The sequence below is a fragment of the Aurantibacter sp. genome, assembly GCF_039941195.1.
Classification (GTDB): domain Bacteria; phylum Bacteroidota; class Bacteroidia; order Flavobacteriales; family Flavobacteriaceae; genus Aurantibacter_A.
In genome coordinates this window covers 1-20801 of the sequence record NZ_JBDVFA010000010.1, presented here as the reverse complement: position 1 = coordinate 20801, position 20801 = coordinate 1, and the positions used below count along the sequence as shown (strand labels likewise).

The following is a 20801-nucleotide window of genomic DNA, read 5'->3' as shown; positions in this document are numbered from 1 at the left end:
TCTTAAAATTTAAAATTATAGGTTAATGAAGGCACCATTCCGAAAATAGCGGTTCTAGTTGCTTCATTAGCACCCGTTTCTATGTTCTGGCCAAAAGAAATGGAAGCCGCATTTTTACGATTATAGGCATTATAGATTCCCAAAACCCATTCACCTTTAAATCGTTTTTCTGGTTTTCTATTCGGTTTATAGTTGACTGATAAATCCAATCGATGATAGGCAGGTAAGCGATCTGAATTTCTTGGAGCATAACTCGCAATGGACAAACCTTCATATTCGTATTGTCCATTAGGATATGTTACTGGACGTCCTGTTTGAAAAACAAGATTGGTGCCAAAACTCCACTTATCATTTAGTCTGTACGAACCAGAAATTGAAACATCATGAGTTCTATCATACGGTGTATTATACCATTCACCATCGTTAATTCCTAATCCACCCGCTGAACCTCCTGGCGTGCGTTGTTCTGATTTTGACAAGGTATATGCTATCCAACCTGTGAAATTACCTTCATTTTTACGGAATAAAAGCTCCAATCCGTAGGCGCGAGATTCCCCATTTAAGATTTCAGTTTCAATGGTATTCTGTCCTATTAGATCCGAACCATCTATATAGTCAATTCTATTGTCCGTATTTTTATAATACACTTCTGCTTCCATAGAATAAACTTGATCCTTGAAATTTCTAAAATATCCGAAAGCATACTGATTTGATAATTGTGGTTTTACAAACTCACCACTTGGCGTCCATACATCTAAAGGGGTTGCTGAAGCTGTATTCGATAATAAGTGTATGTATTGTGCTGCTCTTGAAAAACCTAATTTTAATGATGAATTTTCATTCAAGGTATAAGCTAAGGAAGCACGAGGTTCAAAATTGGTAAAACTTTCAATGGCATCTCCTTTTGCATAGTCTGTCTCCCCCACAGCTATACCTCGTTCGTAAATACCTAAAGTTGGGTTGTAAACTACTGGTTGGTCGTTGGCATAATCAACCATTGCTTGTCCACCAAAACGAGTAAAACCACTTATTCGAACTCCATACTGCGCATTTAATTTTTCGGAAAGCTTATGTTCTGCGTTCACATAAATACCACTTTCAAAAGCCTTTTTACTATCTAAGAGTAACGGATTCACTTCCGCTGTATCTGAAGTTGGAATTATCTGCCCTGGATTAAAATCATAATAAATACCACTCGCACCAAAGTCCAATTTAAAATTGTTGCTGAAATAATATTTCAAGTCATATTTTAAATTGTAATTGCTGATAGATGATATCCAATCAAATTCTGCAGCAGTAATACCCAAATCGTAATCGTATCTACTAACAACAGCCGATAAATTTGAAAACAGTTTCTCATTAAAAATATGATTCCAACGCAAGTTACCAGTTGAGTTGCCATAACTGCTCGAAAAACTATCACCCAATTCAAAGGCATCTCTACCAAAATACCCAGACAGGTATAATTTGTTGTTATCGTTTATATTGTAATTGGTTTTTAGGTTCAGGTCATAAAAACTAACACTATTGTCTTCACCTGCTGCCTTTAAAAGTAAGTCCGCATACGAACGTCTACCCGCAATTAAAAACGACCCTTTTTCTTTAAATAACGGACCTTCTAATGCCAAACGACTAGAAATAATACCAATACCACCCGTAGCCTCAAAACGTTTGTTGTTACCATCTTTTTGGCGCACATCTAATACCGAAGAAACACGCCCACCAAAACGAGCTGGTATGCCCCCTTTGTACAGTTTTACATCTTTAATAGCATCTGCATTAAACACCGAAAAGAACCCAAACATGTGTGAGGTATTGTAAATAATAGCCTCATCTAACAAGACTAGGTTTTGATCACCAGCACCACCCCGTACATGAAAACCACCGGTACCTTCACCATTATTGGTGACCCCCGGAAGCATTTGTAAGGACTTTAAAATATCTACTTCGCCTAAAACAACAGGCATTTTTTTTACCGTACCTATATTCATTTTGGCAACGCTCATTTCTGGTTTGCGTAGCAAAGCACGTTCCGGTTCTTCAGCCGTAACTACCACTTCTTCTAAAGCGGTAGAGAACTCTGAAATTTCAAAATCTATTTTTTGATTTTTGTCTAGGGTAACCGCTTTACTAATTTCATTATACCCCATATACGAAACATTTAAAGTGTATTCGCCTTTGGGTGCTGTTAAAGAGTAAAAACCGTATTCGTTGGTAACGACACCATTGGTAGTGCCCTTTAAAAATACCGACGCCCCAAATAAGGTTTCACCATTACTGGCATCGGTAATGGTACCACTGATTGTATAACTATTTTGAGCGCTAACCGCAGTGCATACAAGTACACAGGTAAACAGAAATAGTCTAATTTTTTTTGATTGTTTAAACATTGATTGATCGTTTTTTTTAGATGATTGTTTTATTAATTCTCTTTGAAAGACAATGCAAATAAGTAAAGGTTGCACCGAACTTAAAAATTTGTGAAATTAATTGAATAAGATATATTTCAACTAGTAAAAAAAGCTTGAAGTATCATAAATTTTTAATAAACAAAACCAATTAGGTATTAACTTTAGATTTCAAATTAAGTTCACAACTTTTGGTATTTGTATATAATAAATGATTATCGTTACAAACTAGCTTAACATTTAATGGGTTATCATGAATCAAATTAAATCGTATTTAGAACAAATTGTTCCATTAAGTGATTCAGATTGGGAGTTATTTTCTTCGAAACTCGTGAAAACTGAATTCAAGAAAAAAACCACGTTATTAAAAATTGGAAAAATTGAAAGGCATTTAAACTTTATTGAAGAAGGTTCAATTAGATTATACCTTCCAAAAGTGGAAAACGATATTACTTTTGGATTTTGTTTTAAAGGACAATTTATGAGTGCCTACGATTCATTTTTAACCCAAAAAGCAAGTACCTATCAAACCGAAACATTAACAAAAACTACTTTGTGGAGGTTAAACTATAACGACTTACAAGAAATTTATAAAAAAACAGAAATCGGAAACATCATTGGTAGAGTGACCGCAGAAAATCTATTTTTACTAAAATCACAACGTGAAATGTCGTTACTTAATGATAGTGCAGAAGAACGATATTTAAAACTATTTACAGACCGACCTCAATTAATTAAAGAAATACCTTTAAAATACTTAGCCTCTTACATTGGTGTAACTCCTCAGGCATTAAGTAGAATTAGAAAACGAATAACTTAACCTAGGTTCATAGTTTTAGGTGATTCATCTTCCGATATTTGACAAAAAAAAATGAAACCACTAGTACTATTACTTGTAACATTTACAGTTGCCTTACTATTCTTTAGAATTCAAGAAGGCATTTACAATTTTAATTTATCAGCGCGGATTGCAATGTCTATGTTGCTACTTTTTACTGCCCTAGGCCATTTCTTATTTACTGAAGGCATGGCTATGATGATTCCAGATTTTATTCCCTTTAAAAAAGAACTGGTTTATGCAACTGCAATTATTGAAATTTTAGCAGCGTTTGCATTGCATATTGCGCAATTAAGAGTAATAACTGCTTGGCTTTTAATACTATTTTTCATACTCATTATACCAGCAAATATTAAGGCGGCTATTGAATCTATAAATTATCAGAATGGTACTTATACTGGTAAAGGAGTTAATTATTTATGGTTTAGAATTCCCTTGCAATTTCTATATATCACTTGGGTTTATTTAAGTGCTATTAGAACAGAACTGTTTAATGCGTAATTTATGAAATATCTAACGACACCCCTTATAACATTGTTTGTTTCATCTTCGTTTTCAAATAATTAGACTATATTATTTGTTTTGAGTACGGCAGATAATTTGACTTTAAATAATTGTGCTAAACAACTACAAACCGGGGATTGCCTAAACGAGTTTTATCTTATGTATCATTCGATATAAGGAGCTGGGAACTCGGTTTAAACTGCATCAATAAATAATTGTTATTAAATTAGATAGTTATTCGAATTAAGTACTATCCTAATTGACATAGAAATGATTTATATAACACAATTAATTTATATTAATAAGGGACAAGAAAAAATCTTCAACCAATTTGAAGCAATCGCCATACCTACAATTTTAAAATATAATGGATACTTATTGCTACGAATACGACCAAATGATAACTCTATATTGGAATGTTCTATTGAAGAACCTTATGAAATACATATAGTAACATTTAACTCTCAAAAAGATTTTGACAATTTTAAAAACGATAAGGAGCGAAAGAGCTTTTTACATTTAAAAGAGAAATCAATAAAAACTTCTATTCTAATACAAGGTGAGAAACTTTGATAAATAATAAGTACTATACTATTTGCAATCTTTACACACCCCGGTAAGTACACAATTTACCCCTTCTACTTTATAGTCTTTGGTTAATGAAAAATTAACTGGTACTGGTAAACACTCAATAGTTTCACATATTTTACATCGAAAATGAAAATGATGTGATGGATTTTCATCTGAGTCGCACTTTACACATACCGCAAAATATTGTCTACCATCATCGGCTACAATCTTATGTAATATTCCATCTTCACAATATCTATTTAGCACTCGGTATATGGTAGCTCTATTTATATCAACCCCAATTTTCTTTTCTATAGCAGCCTGACTCATAGCTTTTCCAGATGAAATTATAACCGATAGTACTGCTTCTTTAGTAACTGTATTTCTTCTTTTCATTCTTGGCTTATAACCTATTGCGATGTTGTTGCAATAATACAAAATATTATTACTTTTGTGAAATACATTATTGCGACATTTTTGCATTTAATGTTTTTGATTTGATAAGAACACTTTCTAACCACTACAAAAAAATAGGTATGATTAATACGTACGATGTAATAATAATTGGCGGCAGCTATTCTGGTTTGTCAGCAGCTATGGCATTAGGACGCTCTTTACGCAAAGTTCTAATTATAGACAGTGGCAAACCTTGTAATGAACAAACTCCACATTCACATAATTTTATTACCCAAGATGGTGCCACCCCAAAAGAAATTTCGTTAAAAGCAAAATCTGAAGTTTTAAAATATGATACTGTAAACTTTTTAGAAGATAAAGCAGTGAAGGGAATAAAATCAGGAAATAATTTTCAAATTTTTACTGAATCAGGAAAAGAACTAGAAAGTAAAAAATTGGTTTTTGCAACTGGAATTAAAGACATAATGCCATCTTCAATAAAGTGTCTTTCAGACTGTTGGGGTATTTCCGTAGTACACTGCCCTTATTGTCATGGTTATGAAATAAGAAAGAAAAAAACTGCTATTATAGCAAATGGAGAAAGAGCAATGCACCTTGTTCCTTTAATAAACAATTTAACTAAAGAGCTTACAATATTAACTTCAGCAAAACATAACTTTGATAAAGAGCAACTCCAAAAATTAAAGAATAAAAACATTAAGGTAATTGAAACTGAAATTATTGAAATTGAACATGTTAATGGCCATTTAAAAAATGTTGTTTTTAATGATAGTAGTAAAATTCCTTTTGAAGCGGCATATGCGGCACTACCATTTGAGCAACATACCGATATTCCGGAATTACTTGGTTGTGAAATAAACGATCAAGGCTATATTCAAGTAGATATGATGAATAAAACCACCATGGATGGCGTTTACGCCTGTGGAGACAATTGCGTAAGAATGCGATCTGTGGCCAATGCTGTGTCGTCTGGAAATATCGTAGGTGCAGTTATAAATATGGAGCTATCTCGTGAAGAATTTTAGTCAATCAACGTGATTCTTTGAAATCCTAATTGTTAATTGGAAAATATTAAAATGAAACCAGCTATTACAGAAATAATTAGTAGCAAATTTTATCAAAAAAAAAATCGTTAGTAATACAATTTTATTATTAAGCATTAACTTTATTCCTAAAACATCACGATATATGCAAAGAACGCTAGTAACTGTTATTATACTCCTTCTCTATTTTCATTCCTACGCTCAGAAACCTAGAGCAAGAGATTTAGGAATTCCATTTGTTGGCACAACGGGTACTTTTAATGCAATTACAGATGTTAATGGTGTTGAAGTTGGTTATAGCACTATTATATCTGGTGAAGGAGAAAACATTGTTGGAAAAGGTCCTATACGAACTGGAGTAACTGCAATTTTCCCCAGAGGAAAAGCTAAAAAATTTAGTCCAGTTTATGCTAACTGGTATAGTTTAAATGGAAATGGTGAAATGACAGGTACGACCTGGGTAACAGAATCTGGATTTTTAGAAACCCCTATAATGATTACCAATACTAATAGTGTAGGTGTTGTGCGCGATGCTGTATTAAAATGGTATGTAGACACAGATTGGTATAGTGGCGAAGATTGGTGGTATACCTATCCAGTAGTTGCTGAAACTTATGATGGCTTCTTGAATGACATATATGGATTTCATGTGAAAGAAAAACATGTTTTAGAGGCTATTAAAAATTCAGCTAGCGGAAAGATTGCGGAAGGTAATGTTGGTGGTGGTACTGGAATGATGTGTTTAGGTTTTAAAGGTGGAACCGGAACTTCTTCTAGAGTGATAACTATAAAAGATTCAACCTATACTGTGGGAGCAATAGTACAATCTAATTTTGGTGCTAAGCGTAATTTATCAATCGCTGGTGTACCCGTTGGAATTGCGTTAAAAGACACTCTAAAATATAAGTTTAATGGACCGCCTAAATCCAGAAGACAGGAAGGAGATGGTTCTATTATCGTGGTAATTGCGACTGATGTTCCTTTATTACCACATCAATTAAAAAGAATTGCACAAAGAATTCCTTTAGGTGTTGGAATAGTAGGTGGACGCGGTAGTAATGGCTCGGGAGATATATTTTTAGCGTTTTCAACTGCTAATGAAGCAGCATTTAATAGAGATGAATCTACTACAGTGACATCTATGTCTAATGATCTATTAATGCCTGTATTTGAAGCGACGGTACAAGCAGTAGAAGAAGCCATTATAAATGCAATGGTCGCAGCTGAAACTATGGAAGGCATAAACGGAAACAAAGCATATTCATTACCGCACGATTTACTTATTAAAACGCTGAAAAAGTATAATCGATTGAATGAAAAATAAATGTTTTTCGCATTCTTTGCCCAGAATTAATGCATAAATGTTACCTGAATTTATTAAACTACCATTGGTCAAATTCTTAATTTAGCACTACCAAACCGAGAAAAAAGTGAAGATTGATGGATTTGTGCTATCTATTTTAGCAGTAATTGGCTTAGCATACGTATTTCCACAATGGGGTATTCCAACAAGTAAAATTCCAATTGACACTATTAGTGGAATAGGAATATCATTAATATTCTTTTTTTATGGACTAAAACTGAGTCCGGAGAAACTAAAATCAGGAGTTAAAAACTGGCGATTACATTTACTTATTCAGGCATCCACATTTTTAATATTTCCATTACTTGTTTTAGCATTTCAGCCATTTATTCAAAATGAAGAACAAGAAATTATATGGTTGGCATTTTTTTTCTTAGCTGCACTTCCATCAACTGTATCTTCATCTGTGGTAATGGTTTCTATTGCAAAAGGTAATATTCCTGCTGCAATTTTTAATGCCAGTATTTCTGGGATTATCGGTGTAATTCTAACTCCCCTGTGGATGGGATTATTTGTACAACACGCTGAAGCAAACTTTAGTTTTACAGATATTTACATAAAGCTCATAGCACAAATAATTTTACCAGTTGTTATAGGGGTTTTGCTACAGCGCTTCTTTGGTGAGTTTGCAAAAAAATACAGCAAACAATTAACCTTATTCGATAAATCTATTATTCTACTCATAATATTTAAAAGTTTTGCAAGCTCCTTTCACGACAAAATTTTTAGTTCAGTATCAATCTTAGATTTAATTTTACTCTTTATTGCTGTTTTAATATTGTTTTGCATCCTATTTTTTTTAACGGGATTCTTAGCCAATAAAATGAAATTTACTACTGAAGATCAAATTACGGCTCAGTTTTGTGGAACGAAAAAATCATTAGTTCACGGTACGGTCTTTTCGAAGATAATTTTTGGGAATATCCCTTCCATCGGAATAATCCTTTTACCACTGATGTTATTTCATGCGATTCAATTATTGATAATAAGTATTGTAGCTTCAAAGATGAATGCTGACAACTAAATAGTATATGTATGTTTAGACATCAAGGCAAAAGTAGAACCCTGAATCATAACTTGCGAATTGCCACAATTTTATCCTTTGTTGCAGGATTAGTAAATGTTACCGGGTTTTTAGCTTTTAAACAATTAACAACAAATGTAACCGGACATTTTGCGCTGTTTATGAACGATGTTGCAAATTTTGAGGTTTGGAAAGGAACAGTTTATTTCCTCTATATATTTTCTTTTCTCTTCGGTTCTTTTTTATCCAGTTTTTTAATTGAAGTTTTTAAAGAGAATAAAAAACTAAATGTTTTTTTACTACCTACCATAATAGAATGCTTGATATTAGTTTCGATTGCAATGATTACGTTTAGTGGAAAAATAATTTATCCCGACTTAATTGTTTGTTTACTACTCTTTGCTATGGGATTACAAAATTCTTTTGTGACAAAAATTTCAAATGCTATTGTTCGTACAACACACTTAACGGGCTTGTTCACAGATTTGGGAATAGAACTTTCACAATTATTTTTTCCTGAATCACATCCAGATAGAGCTAAAATTAAAGAAACAATAAAGCTTCGTATTTATATCATATGCTTCTTTTTTCTTGGCGGAATTATAGGTGGGTTTTTGTATTCACGGTTACACCTTAAATTAAATACCTTAATCTTTGGAGCAGTAATTTTATTTCTAAGTTTATTTTATGATGACATGCGCTATAAAGTTATCAGAACAAAGCGAAAGTTTAAACATAGAAAGAGCAATCTCTAGCCGCATACTATTTTGTAAAACAAGTTGTTCTTAGCTCAATGTTAATTGTAAATAAGTAGCACTTCTGGTGTATAATTGGCAATGATTTTTGTTATTTTAGTAAATGCAATTTGGCGTTTTATTTGTATTCCCTCCTTTGCTAGATAGTACTAAGAAAACCAAACTACTAATTAAAATTTCATGACTAGAAAAATTACTTTTTCAATCCTTTTATACTGTATCTCTTATTTATCATATGCTCAAATTAATGAAGACCAAATTAAAAGTAAATGGGCTAAAACGGTCACTGCAGAAAATGTATTAAAAGAATATCCACGGCCTCAAATGGTTCGTGAAGATTGGAAAAATTTGAATGGCACTTGGCAATATGCTATTAAAAAAGACGGTGAAATTCCTGAAAATTTTGAAAGTGAAATTCTTGTTCCTTTTCCAATAGAATCCTTGCTCTCTGGAGTTCAAAAATCGGTTTCCGACAAAGAAGTTTTATGGTATCATCGTACATTTAAATTACCTGCTAATTGGAAAGGTCAACAAATACTTCTTCATTTTGGAGCTGTAGACTGGGAAACAACAGTTTATATAAACGATTTAGAAATTGGCTCGCATAGTGGCGGTTATGATCCGTTTTCAATGAATATTACCGATGCTCTTCTCGAAGGTAGAGAACAAGAAATAACGGTTGCTGTATGGGACCCAACCAGTAATGGAACACAGCCAATTGGTAAGCAGAAAACAAAACCTGAAGGTATTTTTTACACCCCAGTATCGGGAATATGGCAAACCGTTTGGTTAGAACCTGTTCCAGAACAATCTATTTCCTCATTTAAAATAACTCCAAACATTGACGATAGTACATTAAAAGTTCTTGTTAAGAGTAGTACGTCTAGCACTATAAATGAGCGTATAGTATTAAAGGTACTAGATGCCGGTAAAGAAATTGCAATTGAAGAGGCTACTTTTGGTGAAACCGTTTCTATAAAAATTACAAATCAAAAACAATGGTCACCCGATTCACCGCATTTATATGATCTTGAAATAAGTTATCTAAAAAACAATAAAACTATAGACCAAGTAAAAAGCTACTTTGGAATGCGAAAAATAGCTCTTGGAGAGGATAAAGAAGGAAATAAACGCTTACTATTAAACAATGAATTTCTATTCCATTTTGGAACCCTAGATCAAGGATGGTGGCCTGATGGATTATACACTGCGCCTACAGACGAGGCCTTACTATTTGATATTGAGACAACTAAAAAATTAGGGTTTAACACCATACGAAAACATGTAAAAGTAGAACCTGCTAGATGGTACTATCACTGTGATCGAATTGGAATGCTAGTTTGGCAAGATATGCCTAATGGGGATGGTTTAGGTACTTGGAAAAGCCCTTCAGGATACGATTATATTCAAGCAAAACGAAAACCACAATCTGCACATCAATACCGCAAAGAATGGAAAAACATAATGGATGCAAATTATAACAGCCCCTCCATAGTTGTTTGGGTTCCTTTTAATGAAGCTTGGGGACAATTTGATACTGAGAACGTAATTAATTGGACGATGAAGTATGATTCTTCACGACTCGTTGATGGTCCAAGTGGTGGAAATTATTTTCCTGTAGGGCATATGATAGATACACATGTTTATCCCGGTCCTGGTATGCCCAACAAAGATTTACATGCTCCAATTATGTTTAAAGATAGAGCTATGATTCTTGGAGAGTTTGGTGGTTTAGGATTGGTAATGCGTGATCATTTATGGCAGAAAGATAAAAATTGGGGGTATCGAAATATTGAAAACAAAACCAAGTTATTTGAGTCTTATTCCAAATTAATAAATCAACTTCCTGCGCTAATAGAAAATGGTTTGTCAGCTGCAATATATACCCAAACTACAGATGTTGAAGGTGAAGTTAATGGTCTAATGACTTATGATAGAGCAATTATAAAAATGGATGTTGACCAAACAAATAGGGTGAATTCGCAGGTTTATAAGGTGAAAATGGACTAATATTTTGAAATGATTGTAATAGTAAAAGCCAATTTTGAACATGTTAATGATATTGTTATTATTGGCAAGCAAACTTTTATAGAATCTCATGGAAATAGTGCTTCTGACGAAGATGTAAATAAATTTAATTTAAAAACATACACCAAAGAAGCCATTAAAGTAGATCTTGAAAATGAGAAAGTTCAATATCATCTTATTTATTTTAATAATAAAGTTGCTGGGTTTTCTAAAATTGAACTTGATGTTTCCAATGAAAATATTAATCAATTAAAAATCACTAAACTTGATAAAATCTACCTTTTAGAAGAATTTTATGGTCATAAACTAGGACCAAAATTGTTCGACCATATTGTTACCAAATCAAAAAGAAATGATCAAAAAGGAATGTGGCTTGCCGTTTGGATTGAAAACCAAAGAGCCATAAAATTTTATTCGAAAATGGGATTTATAATTGTAGGTGCCTATGATTTTAAATTATCGGAAACGCATTCAAATCCAAATCATATTATGTATTTAGAATATTAAATGTGAATTAAAGGCTGAATTTAATAGGTATTGACAATGATGACGCAAAGATGTCATAAGGATGACGCTAGATGGTTTTAGTATTGTAAATAGTTTTATGCTGAATTAAAATATAGAAATATGAAGAATAAAAATTTAGCAGAAAATGTAAGACATTTAAGAAAGAGTAAGGGATACTCGCAAGAAGATCTTTCGGAAAATTCAGGATTAAGTTTACGTACTATACAGCGTATTGAAAACGGAGAAAACGAACCAACCGGTGAAACACTAAAAAGAATATCATATGCATTAAATGTAAAACCAGAGGAATTAATTGATTGGGCTGTAATAGAGGACAATAGTTATTTAAAGGCCTTAAATCTCTCTTCACTTACTTTTATAGTATTCCCTTTATTAGGATTTTTAGTTCCATTAATAATGTGGATTTCCAAAAAAGATAAATTGAAAAATGTAAATCGTATTGCAAAAAATGTAATTAATTTTCAAATAACATGGACTATAATTCTTTTTTCCGGATATATAATGAGCGTTTTAATTTTAATTATTAGAACGGAGTCGAATGGTATTGTCAGTGTTAAAAATTTTATACTAAGCTATAGTTTGAATTTAATTTTCTTTCTAATAATGTATATTTTAAACATTATATTAATTCTTGTAAGTACATCTAGAATTAGTAAAAACAAAGAAGTAATCTACTTTCCGAAGATTAGTTTTATAAGTTAAATAACAAGTTATGAAACTCTTAATAATTTTAATTATACGACTTCTCACTCCTAACAAATCAGAATTCTACTGAAAACACATTATCCCAATTACAAAGTATTTACAGTATGGTTCAACTTTTATTTTTGCATGAAACAATTCTTAAGTCATTTTGAAACCTATTTTAATAGCTAAATTGTTTTTCTAAAGCGGATAAAAAGGTCAATTGGCTATAATTAGTGCAATTACGTCATTAATACGAATTTTTCTTGGTTACTTTACGGCATGGATACTTTCGAAGATTTTAAAATAAAAAAGTTACTAAAGAGAGCTGTTGACGATTTAGGTTTTGAAAAGGCTACACCCATTCAACAAGAATCATATTCTACCATTCTTGGTGGTGCCGATTTTGTAGGAATTGCCCAAACGGGAACTGGAAAGACAATAGCATACTTACTTCCTATTTTACAAGACTTAAAATTTTCAGATCAACTACAACCCAGAGTATTAATTCTTGCTCCTACTAGAGAATTGGTCATCCAAATTGTTGCTCAAATAGAAAAACTTACACCATATCTCAGCGTTCGTGTGGCAGGCGTTTATGGTGGTAGTAGTAACATTAAAGCTCAGAAAAGAGCCGTTGCTGAAGGGTTAGACATTATTGTAGGTACTCCTAGAAGATTATATGACCTCGCGCTATCAAATGTTCTTCGATTAAAATCTGTAAAAAAGCTAGTGATAGATGAAGTAGATATTATGCTTGATTTTGGCTTTAAAACACAATTGAAAAATATCTTTGAATACCTACCTAAAAAGAGACAAAATATTCTTTTTTCAGCTACAATGACCACCTATGTGGATGAGTTAATGGATGATTTTTTAATTAATCCAGTAAAAAAAACTATTTCAATAAGTGGTACTCCCTTAGATACAATTAGTCAAGAATGCTATGTTGTACCTAATTTTTACACTAAAGTGAATTTATTAAACCACCTGTTAACAAATAAAGAAACCCATACTAAAGTATTAATCTTTATTGCCAGTAAAGTGAATGCTGACCGACTTGCTGAAGTTTTGGATTTTGAATCTGAAATTTCGGTGATACACTCTAGTAAAGAACAAAATCATCGTATTAAATCGATAGATAAATTCACGAACGGTAAAAGTAGAATACTAATTGCTACAGATGTAATTGCTCGTGGTATTGATATCGAAAACATTAGTACCGTTATTAGTTTTGAAACCCCATTTTATCCTGAAAATTACATACATCGAATTGGTCGAACAGGGCGTGCTGGAAAAGTAGGAAAGTCGATTCTTTTTTATCAAGAAAAAGAAATTCCTTTAAAAGAGTCCATTGAAAATTTAATGAATTATAAAATTCCTTTTAATGAATTGCCTGATGATGTAGCTATTAGTGCTGAACTTATACCAGAGGAAATTAGTAAACCTATAAACTTAGAGGAAGAAGAAGACAATAAAGCGGCATTGGAAACTGGTGCTTCTTTTCATAAGAAATCTGCAAAGAATAGTAAAGTACGACCAAAAGAGAAAAGCTACGAAAGAAAACTAAAAAAGAAGTATAAAAAACCGCAAAGACGAGGAGATAAAATTCAGAATAAGAAAAGGAAAAACAAACGATAATAAATTTTATTTGTCTCTTTAGGTTTAAGATGACTAAATACAATTCTTGCGATAATCTAGTACTTTTATAAGAATGCTAGTTTTGATTGTTCCCCATTATAATTTTTAACAAAGAATATATCATGACTAAATCACGAGAAAATTCCATTGAAATTAATAAAGGTGATTTCAAAAAAATAGGCTATCAATTAATAGATGATATTGCAGAATTTATTGATACCATTGATGAGAAACAGGTAACTCCAAACGAACTACCATCTACTTTACAAAAGATAATAGGCGCTTATTCATTACCTGAAAATGGAATGTCGGCAGAAGTTCTTCTTTCTGATACTTCAAAATTATTATTTGAACATTCACTATTTAATGGGCACCCAAAATTTATGGGCTATATAACCTCTTCGGCTGCACCTATTGGAGCACTGGCAGACTTATTAGCAGCTTCTGTGAATCCAAATGTAGGTGCTCATATTTTGAGTCCCATTGCAACAGAAATTGAAAAGCAAACTATAGGTTGGCTAGCCGATTTTATTGGTGTTTCTTCAGATTATGGTGGTATATTAGTCAGTGGTGGGAATATGGCAAATTTTACCGCCTTCCTAGCAGCTCGAACGGCTAAAGCACCTAAGGATATTAAAAACAAAGGTGTTTCAAATGCAACAAATCAACTTACTGTGTATTGCTCTAAAGCTACCCATACTTGGATAGAAAAAGCAGCAATTCTATTTGGGTTTGGAACCGAATCTATACGATGGATTCCCACTACAACATCGAACCAATTGAATGAAGAAATCTTAGAAGAAACTATAAATAAAGATTTAAAAAATGGATGCCTTCCCTTAATGGTCGTTGGTACTGCAGGTGATGTAAGCACGGGCGTAGTTGATAATTTAAATAACCTTGCTACAATTAGTAAAAAATATAATTTGTGGTTTCATATAGATGGTGCTTATGGAGCACCTGCTGCAATTATTCCAGAACTGAAGAATCTTTTTAATGGAATTGAAAAAGCAGATTCCATTGCGCTTGACCCTCATAAGTGGTTATATAGTCCATTAGAAGCAGGGTGTACTTTGGTCAAAAATTCACAGCATTTAATTGATACGTATTCCTCTCACCCAGAGTACTACAACTTTACAAGTACCGAAGGTGAAGTAGCCCAGAACTTTTACGAGTTTGGTCTACAAAACTCAAGAGGTTTTAGAGCTCTAAAAGTTTGGCTTACACTAAAACAATTGGGTAAAAACGGATATATAAAATTAATTAGAGAAGATATAGAATTATCAAAACTCCTGTTTAAACAAGCAGAACAACATCAAGAATTAGAGGCGATATCTCAAAATTTAAGTATTACTACTTTTAGATATATACCATCTGATGATAAATACAATTCGGATGACATCTATTTAAATAGTCTAAATGAAAAGTTATTAAACAAACTTCAAACAGGCGGTGAGGTGTTCTTATCAAATGCCATAGTAAACAATAGTTACTGTTTGCGTGCTTGTATTGTAAATTTCAGAACATCAGAAAAAGACATTAATGAAATTATTGAAATTGTAATTCGTGAGGGAAGACAAATTCATTTTGAACTTAAATCAAAGTGAAATTTCCACTTTACACATCTCTAATCATCTCATCTACAACAAATAGTAAATATTTATAGCCAAAATAATATATTTTAGTAAAAATAATTCTCCAATAATGCAACCTTCTATAGTAGCGCTTGTCTTTAGAATAACAATAGATAGTTGAGTAGGTTAAAACCAAGCTGAATTCATTGAAAACCGATATACGTTTTACACACGAAAATCTTGTTGAAAAATGCAAGAAAGGGCATCGTAGTGCGCAGTATGAACTGTACTCGCTTTACGTAGATGCCATGTATAACATAGGTTTTCGAATGTTAGACAGCAAAGAAGATGCAGAAGACATCGTACAAGAGAGTTTTGTTAATGCCTTTAAAAACCTGGAAAGTTTTAACTATGATAGTTCATTTGGTGCATGGCTAAAGCGAATCGTGATTAATAAAAGTATAAACCATCTAAAGGCAAAAAAATTACCTGTTGTACCAATGGAGGCCCATGAATATCATCTGCAGGAGGAAAGAGTGATTGAAACTGATGTCGTGGATATAAAAAAGGTAAAGGCAGGTATTGAAAGATTACCAAGCGGTTATAAGCAGATAATCAATTTGTATTTGATTGAAGGTTATGATCATAACGAAATAAGTGAAGTATTGGATATTTCAACATCAACATCAAAATCCCAATACCATCGCGCAAAGAAAAAATTAGTTGAACTGATAAAGGAATTGTAATGGACAATTTTGAAAAACATATACGAGAGAATGCTGGTGCGTTCGACGAGCATAAAGCTGATCGGGATGCTATGTGGTCGAAAATTGCACTAGAGCTAGAAAGCGAAGAACCTAAAGTAATATCCTTCTGGAAATCGCCAATGTTAAAAATGGCAGCTAGCATACTACTAATATTAGGACTTGCTGGTTTTATAGGAATATCGGTCTTTGGAAATAGTGTTTCTATGGAAGAAAAATATGCATCGCGTGAACTTTTAGATATTGATATGCACTATAAAAACTTAGTCTCCTATCAGGTGCAATTGGTGCAAAATCATCCAAAATTATCAAAAGAGGATAAAACTGAGTTTTTATCCTTTATGGAAGAACTTGATGTCGAATACGATTATTTAAAATTAGAAATGCAAAAGAATTTAGATAACGAATTGGTCTTAGAGGCTATTGTTTCTAATTATAAAAAGCGAATTGAGCTTATTGAGCATCTATTAAAACAGATTAACGATTCTAAACTAACAGAAGAAGATTATGGATACACATTGTAAAAAACTACTGTGGCTAGCCTTAGTGCTGCTTCTTGGACAGTCGGTTGCTATGGCACAAGATACCGTATCTAAAGAGATATCGAAATCATATACCATGACAAATGCTGGTGAATTTGAACTGGAAAACAAATATGGTAATGTGCATATTTATGGATGGGATCAAGACAAAATTTCAGTCGATATTGCGATAACTGTTAGCTATAGAAAAAGAGATAATGCACAAGAATTATTAGATCGTATTCGCCCTAGCTTTCAGCATAATGGAAACTTTCTTTCCATTGAATATGAAATAGAGGAAAAGAGTAGCGGTTTTTTTACCAAACTCTTTGAAGATGCAAATCCATTTGATTTTAATAGAAGTAATATTCAAATAGATTATACCGTACACATGCCTGAAAAATCTAAACTGAATATTACAAATACATTTGGAGATGTTTTTATAGAAGATTGGAAAGGTAAATTAAAGGCCATTATAGAACACGGAGACCTATACATAAATGATAATTTAAATAATGCTGATGTAGCTATGAAATATGGAAAATTGCGAGCACAAAATATTAATTATGCTAGTATAGAAATTAAGAATGGTGGTCTTAATTTGGTCAATTCAAAAAGTTTACGAATTAATAGTAGTGGTACCGATATCGTATTACAAAATATTGGATCACTTGAAATAGATTCTAATAAAGATGATATCACTTTAGCAGAAGTAAAAACAATTTATGGAAGCCTAAAATTTACAACGCTGGTTTTAGAACGGTTGGGCGAAAACACAGACCTATCATTAAAAATATCTGATTTTAGAGTTTCTCAAATTATAAATCCCAATGCGGAAATCACCTTAGATCAAGAATCATCAGAAATAAGTTTGAATGTGACCAATTTTTCACATCGGTTTGATGCTACTGTTGAAGAAGGTTTGGTGCGACTACCAAAATCATTTGAAAATATAAATTCCAAAATGTTAGATAAGGGTAAAAAACTTCGTGAAATAAAAGCGACCTATGGTAATAACACAACTGGAATTATTTCCATTACCGGTAACAAAGGATTGGTATTATTAAAAGAACTATAATTATTTCAATTAAAAATTTTACCTACAGTTTTTACATCTTATAAGCATTCAAATGAAAATTCAAAAATTAATTTCCTTTAGTATCATTTTATTGATTTGTGTTTCAAATTATGCACAAGAAGACAGTGAAGATTATGTAGAATTTAATGATAGAAATAATGTGCTACATGGGGTTTACCTAGGATTATATGGCCATTACGGAGAAACCTTTAAGAAACCTTCATATAATTTAGGGATAAAGTTTGCCTACGTAGCTAATCAAAGATTTGAAATGGGTTTGGATATTAATGTACTTCAATCCAATCAACAATTTATAATAAGTGATACTATAGATAACAAGCTAACTGGCGGTTCTCTTGGAATTCATTTAGAGCCAATTTTATTCAGTCAGAATAGAGTGAGTTTGTCTTTTCCTGTCGTATTCGGAATTGCATTGGTTGGCTATACAACTAAAGGTGATGGAGATTTTGATGATGATTTTATTGATGAAGAATATGAAAATGTAAATCTAACACCATTAGTTACACCAGGGGTTAGTGTGCTTTTTAATGTTTCGCGTTATCTACAACTTGAGGCTGGAATTAAATATAGGGTTACTGGTGATTTTGAATTAAAGACAAGTCCTGTTACAAATTTAAATGGATTCTCTGCTGGTGTAGGATTTAAAGTTGGGGTATTTAATTTGGGTAAAAATCGATATAAAAAAAATTTAAAAGAATAAGGCAATAGATGCAACTATTTATAATTGCAGTTGTCTTTAAAGTAATCAATCAAAAAACTAATAAAAATGAACAATCAAAAAACAATAGCTTTAATGATATTTCTGTTTGTTTGCATATTTAGCTACGGACAAGAGAATGAAAATAACGATGATGATTACGTAGAATTCAATGACCGAAATAATGTAGTACATGGAGTGTACCTCGGACTAAATATGCGTTTAGGTGAAATAATGAATAAGGATGCCTATATGGCTGGTCTTAAAATAGCCTATGTAGCAAATCAACAATTTGAAGTGGGATTTGAAGCTAATTTTCTGTATTCAGAACAAGACATATATAATACTACCCTTGCCAGACATGAAGATTTAATAGGTGCGTATGGTGGTTTACACTTAGAGCCTATTCTCTTTAGTAAGTCACGAGTAAATTTATCTTTTCCATTATTAATCGGTGCTGGAGGTGTTGGCTATATCGATAACGATTACAATGACAACGACTTTAATGAAGAATTAGACGAAGATGATTTCGATGGGTTTGTTGTAGCCGAACCCGGTGTAAATGTGTTATTTAATGTTTCCAGATATTTACAATTAGAAGCTGGTATTAAATATCGCTTTACGAGTAAAATTGATTTGGTGCCAAATAGTGTAAATAGATTAAATGGATTCTCAGCCGGCATTGGAATTAAAGTAGGAGTTTTTAATATGGGAAGAAATAGATACAAGAAGAAAATATAAAATTACACGCTATGAAAAATAAAGTTATATGGTTTACTACACCCAAAAGTAATATTGAGACGAAACATGTATTCAATCATAAGAATCAAGTATTTCTTAAAGGAAACTCTGAAGAAACTGCATTAAATGAAAATGATACATGGTACCCAATAAATTTTCAATGGATACCTGTATTACAATTAAAAGAAAGTTTACATAAATAAACTTCATTCATCAATCATCAATCTAACCTGTTTTTAACCAGGTTATTAAATCAATCAAAATGAAAACACAAAAATTACTAATTGCGCTATTTTTAAATATTGGATTATTCACTTCTTGCGACCATGACATTATTAGAGCATCAGGAGAAGTAACATCATTAAGTTATTCTGTACCTGAATATTCTAAAATTAAAGTTTCAAATGCCTTCAACACTTATGTCACTTTTTCAGATACCGAAGAAAGCATACGAATTGAAGCAAACGAAAATGTTCATGATAGAGTAATTGTACAAAGAGATGGCAATAGTTTGGTGATTCGTTTAAAGAACATTACAAATGTTAAAGGTAATGCCACTCTAAATGCATATATAACTACTAAGCATATTAATGAATTTGACATGAATGGAGCCTCTAGTCTTTTTTTAGAAAACCAATGGAATATTGAAAATGGTAGTGTTGAACTTTCAGGGGCTGCTGATTTTATAGGCGAAATTGTTGCCAATCAATTAGAGTTAGATTTACGGGGTGCATCAGCCGCTAATATTTATGGTCAAATAGGCTCATTACATGCAGACTTATCTGGTAGTAGCGACATTAGAGATTACGATCTTTCCGTTGATAATTTAAATTTGGATATGACAGGTGCAAGTGAAGCCTATTTGTCTGTAAATAAGACTATCGATATTGAGGCGTCTGGCGCAAGTGAATTAAACTTTAAAGGCAACGCCACCATCGCTCGTAAAAAGTTGTCTGGAGCTTCTGAAATTAAAAATAAGAACTAAAATAATTGCATTAAAACTTGTTATACTTAGTCTGGAATAACCGAGATTTTAACATCTTGTTCTAATAGGTTTTTTAATACATTAAATTTTATTCTATAAAGTTCCCCCCCCCATATAGGGTATAATTTTGAATCTTCTGCAATTACTATTTTTTCTATCTCAGGATTTAAAACTTCAGAATTGTATTGCATAAGCAAAGCATCCTTACGCTGGCCAATTCGTAACTGACCAGACTTTAAAATTTTTGGTTCCGATGCCACCATAAAATTTAGGTAGGTCTCACCTACCCTTTCTAAAAGCGAATAAGAATCTGAGATTTCAAAACTTTTTCCTCTTAGAAGTGTGTAATTACGTTTCCATTTAGAAACTTTAGCTTCTTTAGGATAGGCATCTGAAATATCAAGTGAGTAAAATACTTTTTCCTCATCAGATTCGTATATACTGTTTTTAGCTTTAAATTCAACTCCATCTTTTTGGTCGCTACCATTTATGGTTGGTAAGTTGTGATATCCAGATTGCATCGTCCAAATGGAATACCGTTCATCGCTAAAAGTTTTTGCTGTATACGTATCAACTCCAACATCAATTAATCTGGGTTTGCCATTATAGTATAGAAT

General features: G+C 32.3%; 22 protein-coding genes. 19 read left to right on the top strand and 3 right to left on the bottom strand.

Annotated elements, in window-relative coordinates; all coding sequences use genetic code 11:
- Positions 1–2: 2 nt before the first annotated feature.
- Positions 3–2390, bottom strand: coding sequence for a TonB-dependent receptor (locus tag ABJF52_RS01355; RefSeq protein WP_348145187.1), 2388 nt, complete (start codon positions 2388–2390; stop codon positions 3–5).
- 271 nt (positions 2391–2661) lie between these two features.
- On the opposite strand from ABJF52_RS01355, the gene ABJF52_RS01350 reads away from it, so the two are divergent.
- The 3 genes from ABJF52_RS01350 (at position 2662) to ABJF52_RS01340 (ending at position 4323) form a co-directional block, all read left to right on the top strand.
- On the top strand, positions 2662–3228 hold the full coding sequence (locus tag ABJF52_RS01350; protein WP_348145184.1) for a Crp/Fnr family transcriptional regulator: 567 nt from the start codon (positions 2662–2664) through the stop codon (positions 3226–3228).
- Between the two features lie 51 nt (positions 3229–3279).
- The gene (locus tag ABJF52_RS01345; RefSeq protein ID WP_348145181.1) at positions 3280–3747 is read left to right on the top strand and encodes a hypothetical protein; all 468 of its coding nucleotides are present in this window, start codon (positions 3280–3282) and stop codon (positions 3745–3747) included.
- 273 nt (positions 3748–4020) lie between these two features.
- Positions 4021–4323, top strand: a complete 303-nt coding sequence (locus ABJF52_RS01340) for a hypothetical protein (RefSeq protein WP_348145178.1) — start codon at positions 4021–4023, stop codon at positions 4321–4323.
- A gap of 18 nt (positions 4324–4341) precedes the next feature.
- On the opposite strand, the gene ABJF52_RS01335 is transcribed toward ABJF52_RS01340, so the two are convergent.
- A complete protein-coding gene (locus ABJF52_RS01335; protein ID WP_348145175.1) occupies positions 4342–4716 on the bottom strand; it encodes a transcriptional repressor in 375 nt (124 codons plus the stop codon).
- A 140-nt stretch (positions 4717–4856) separates the two neighbouring features.
- Here ABJF52_RS01335 and ABJF52_RS01330 point away from each other — a divergent pair, with 140 nt between their 5' ends.
- From ABJF52_RS01330 to ABJF52_RS01255, 16 genes are all read left to right on the top strand, one after another.
- A complete protein-coding gene (locus ABJF52_RS01330; protein WP_348145172.1) occupies positions 4857–5762 on the top strand; it encodes an NAD(P)/FAD-dependent oxidoreductase in 906 nt (301 codons plus the stop codon).
- Between the two features lie 163 nt (positions 5763–5925).
- The gene (locus ABJF52_RS01325; protein WP_348145170.1) at positions 5926–7104 is read left to right on the top strand and encodes a P1 family peptidase; all 1179 of its coding nucleotides are present in this window, start codon (positions 5926–5928) and stop codon (positions 7102–7104) included.
- Positions 7105–7210: 106 nt separating this feature from the next.
- Positions 7211–8167: a bile acid:sodium symporter family protein gene (locus ABJF52_RS01320; RefSeq protein WP_348145167.1), complete on the top strand. Its 957-nt coding sequence runs from the start codon at positions 7211–7213 to the stop codon at positions 8165–8167.
- 11 nt (positions 8168–8178) lie between these two features.
- Positions 8179–8922, top strand: coding sequence for a YoaK family protein (locus tag ABJF52_RS01315; protein ID WP_348145164.1), 744 nt, complete (start codon positions 8179–8181; stop codon positions 8920–8922).
- Positions 8923–9102: 180 nt separating this feature from the next.
- Positions 9103–10932 carry a sugar-binding domain-containing protein gene (locus ABJF52_RS01310; RefSeq protein WP_348145161.1) on the top strand — a complete coding sequence of 610 codons (1830 nt, stop codon included), beginning with the start codon at positions 9103–9105 and terminating at the stop codon, positions 10930–10932.
- 9 nt (positions 10933–10941) lie between these two features.
- Entirely contained in the window at positions 10942–11457 is a 516-nt protein-coding gene (locus ABJF52_RS01305) for a GNAT family N-acetyltransferase (protein ID WP_348145158.1), read from the top strand.
- 120 nt (positions 11458–11577) lie between these two features.
- Positions 11578–12180: a helix-turn-helix domain-containing protein gene (locus ABJF52_RS01300; RefSeq protein ID WP_348145155.1), complete on the top strand. Its 603-nt coding sequence runs from the start codon at positions 11578–11580 to the stop codon at positions 12178–12180.
- Positions 12181–12444: 264 nt separating this feature from the next.
- The gene (locus ABJF52_RS01295; protein ID WP_348145152.1) at positions 12445–13803 is read left to right on the top strand and encodes a DEAD/DEAH box helicase; all 1359 of its coding nucleotides are present in this window, start codon (positions 12445–12447) and stop codon (positions 13801–13803) included.
- A gap of 122 nt (positions 13804–13925) precedes the next feature.
- The gene (locus ABJF52_RS01290) at positions 13926–15410 is read left to right on the top strand and encodes an aminotransferase class V-fold PLP-dependent enzyme (protein ID WP_348145149.1); all 1485 of its coding nucleotides are present in this window, start codon (positions 13926–13928) and stop codon (positions 15408–15410) included.
- Between the two features lie 173 nt (positions 15411–15583).
- A complete protein-coding gene (locus ABJF52_RS01285; protein ID WP_348145146.1) occupies positions 15584–16123 on the top strand; it encodes an RNA polymerase sigma factor in 540 nt (179 codons plus the stop codon).
- Positions 16123–16665 carry a hypothetical protein gene (locus tag ABJF52_RS01280; protein ID WP_348145143.1) on the top strand — a complete coding sequence of 181 codons (543 nt, stop codon included), beginning with the start codon at positions 16123–16125 and terminating at the stop codon, positions 16663–16665. Before ABJF52_RS01285 ends, ABJF52_RS01280 begins: the two co-directional genes overlap by 1 nt.
- Positions 16649–17740: a hypothetical protein gene (locus ABJF52_RS01275; RefSeq protein WP_348145140.1), complete on the top strand. Its 1092-nt coding sequence runs from the start codon at positions 16649–16651 to the stop codon at positions 17738–17740. Before ABJF52_RS01280 ends, ABJF52_RS01275 begins: the two co-directional genes overlap by 17 nt.
- A gap of 52 nt (positions 17741–17792) precedes the next feature.
- Positions 17793–18461: a hypothetical protein gene (locus tag ABJF52_RS01270; RefSeq protein WP_348145137.1), complete on the top strand. Its 669-nt coding sequence runs from the start codon at positions 17793–17795 to the stop codon at positions 18459–18461.
- A 66-nt stretch (positions 18462–18527) separates the two neighbouring features.
- Positions 18528–19199: a hypothetical protein gene (locus tag ABJF52_RS01265; protein WP_348145134.1), complete on the top strand. Its 672-nt coding sequence runs from the start codon at positions 18528–18530 to the stop codon at positions 19197–19199.
- Between the two features lie 11 nt (positions 19200–19210).
- Positions 19211–19402 (top strand): hypothetical protein, encoded by a 192-nt coding sequence (locus tag ABJF52_RS01260; RefSeq protein WP_348145131.1) that lies wholly within the window; start codon positions 19211–19213, stop codon positions 19400–19402.
- Positions 19403–19461: 59 nt separating this feature from the next.
- The gene (locus ABJF52_RS01255) at positions 19462–20184 is read left to right on the top strand and encodes a head GIN domain-containing protein (protein WP_348145128.1); all 723 of its coding nucleotides are present in this window, start codon (positions 19462–19464) and stop codon (positions 20182–20184) included.
- A gap of 26 nt (positions 20185–20210) precedes the next feature.
- Here ABJF52_RS01255 and ABJF52_RS01250 read toward each other — a convergent pair.
- Positions 20211–20801 (bottom strand): heparinase II/III family protein (locus tag ABJF52_RS01250; protein ID WP_348145125.1); only part of this gene is annotated, 591 nt, incomplete at its 5' end.

Coding starts and splice junctions, on each gene's coding strand:
- ABJF52_RS01355 (WP_348145187.1), bottom strand. CDS start 2,390: ATGTTTAAACAATCAAAAAAAATTAGACTATTTCTGTTTACCTGTGTA.
- ABJF52_RS01350 (WP_348145184.1), top strand. CDS start 2,662: ATGAATCAAATTAAATCGTATTTAGAACAAATTGTTCCATTAAGTGAT.
- ABJF52_RS01345 (WP_348145181.1), top strand. CDS start 3,280: ATGAAACCACTAGTACTATTACTTGTAACATTTACAGTTGCCTTACTA.
- ABJF52_RS01340 (WP_348145178.1), top strand. CDS start 4,021: ATGATTTATATAACACAATTAATTTATATTAATAAGGGACAAGAAAAA.
- ABJF52_RS01335 (WP_348145175.1), bottom strand. CDS start 4,716: ATGAAAAGAAGAAATACAGTTACTAAAGAAGCAGTACTATCGGTTATA.
- ABJF52_RS01330 (WP_348145172.1), top strand. CDS start 4,857: ATGATTAATACGTACGATGTAATAATAATTGGCGGCAGCTATTCTGGT.
- ABJF52_RS01325 (WP_348145170.1), top strand. CDS start 5,926: ATGCAAAGAACGCTAGTAACTGTTATTATACTCCTTCTCTATTTTCAT.
- ABJF52_RS01315 (WP_348145164.1), top strand. CDS start 8,179: ATGTTTAGACATCAAGGCAAAAGTAGAACCCTGAATCATAACTTGCGA.
- ABJF52_RS01310 (WP_348145161.1), top strand. CDS start 9,103: ATGACTAGAAAAATTACTTTTTCAATCCTTTTATACTGTATCTCTTAT.
- ABJF52_RS01305 (WP_348145158.1), top strand. CDS start 10,942: ATGATTGTAATAGTAAAAGCCAATTTTGAACATGTTAATGATATTGTT.
- ABJF52_RS01300 (WP_348145155.1), top strand. CDS start 11,578: ATGAAGAATAAAAATTTAGCAGAAAATGTAAGACATTTAAGAAAGAGT.
- ABJF52_RS01295 (WP_348145152.1), top strand. CDS start 12,445: ATGGATACTTTCGAAGATTTTAAAATAAAAAAGTTACTAAAGAGAGCT.
- ABJF52_RS01290 (WP_348145149.1), top strand. CDS start 13,926: ATGACTAAATCACGAGAAAATTCCATTGAAATTAATAAAGGTGATTTC.
- ABJF52_RS01280 (WP_348145143.1), top strand. CDS start 16,123: ATGGACAATTTTGAAAAACATATACGAGAGAATGCTGGTGCGTTCGAC.
- ABJF52_RS01275 (WP_348145140.1), top strand. CDS start 16,649: ATGGATACACATTGTAAAAAACTACTGTGGCTAGCCTTAGTGCTGCTT.
- ABJF52_RS01270 (WP_348145137.1), top strand. CDS start 17,793: ATGAAAATTCAAAAATTAATTTCCTTTAGTATCATTTTATTGATTTGT.
- ABJF52_RS01265 (WP_348145134.1), top strand. CDS start 18,528: ATGAACAATCAAAAAACAATAGCTTTAATGATATTTCTGTTTGTTTGC.
- ABJF52_RS01260 (WP_348145131.1), top strand. CDS start 19,211: ATGAAAAATAAAGTTATATGGTTTACTACACCCAAAAGTAATATTGAG.
- ABJF52_RS01255 (WP_348145128.1), top strand. CDS start 19,462: ATGAAAACACAAAAATTACTAATTGCGCTATTTTTAAATATTGGATTA.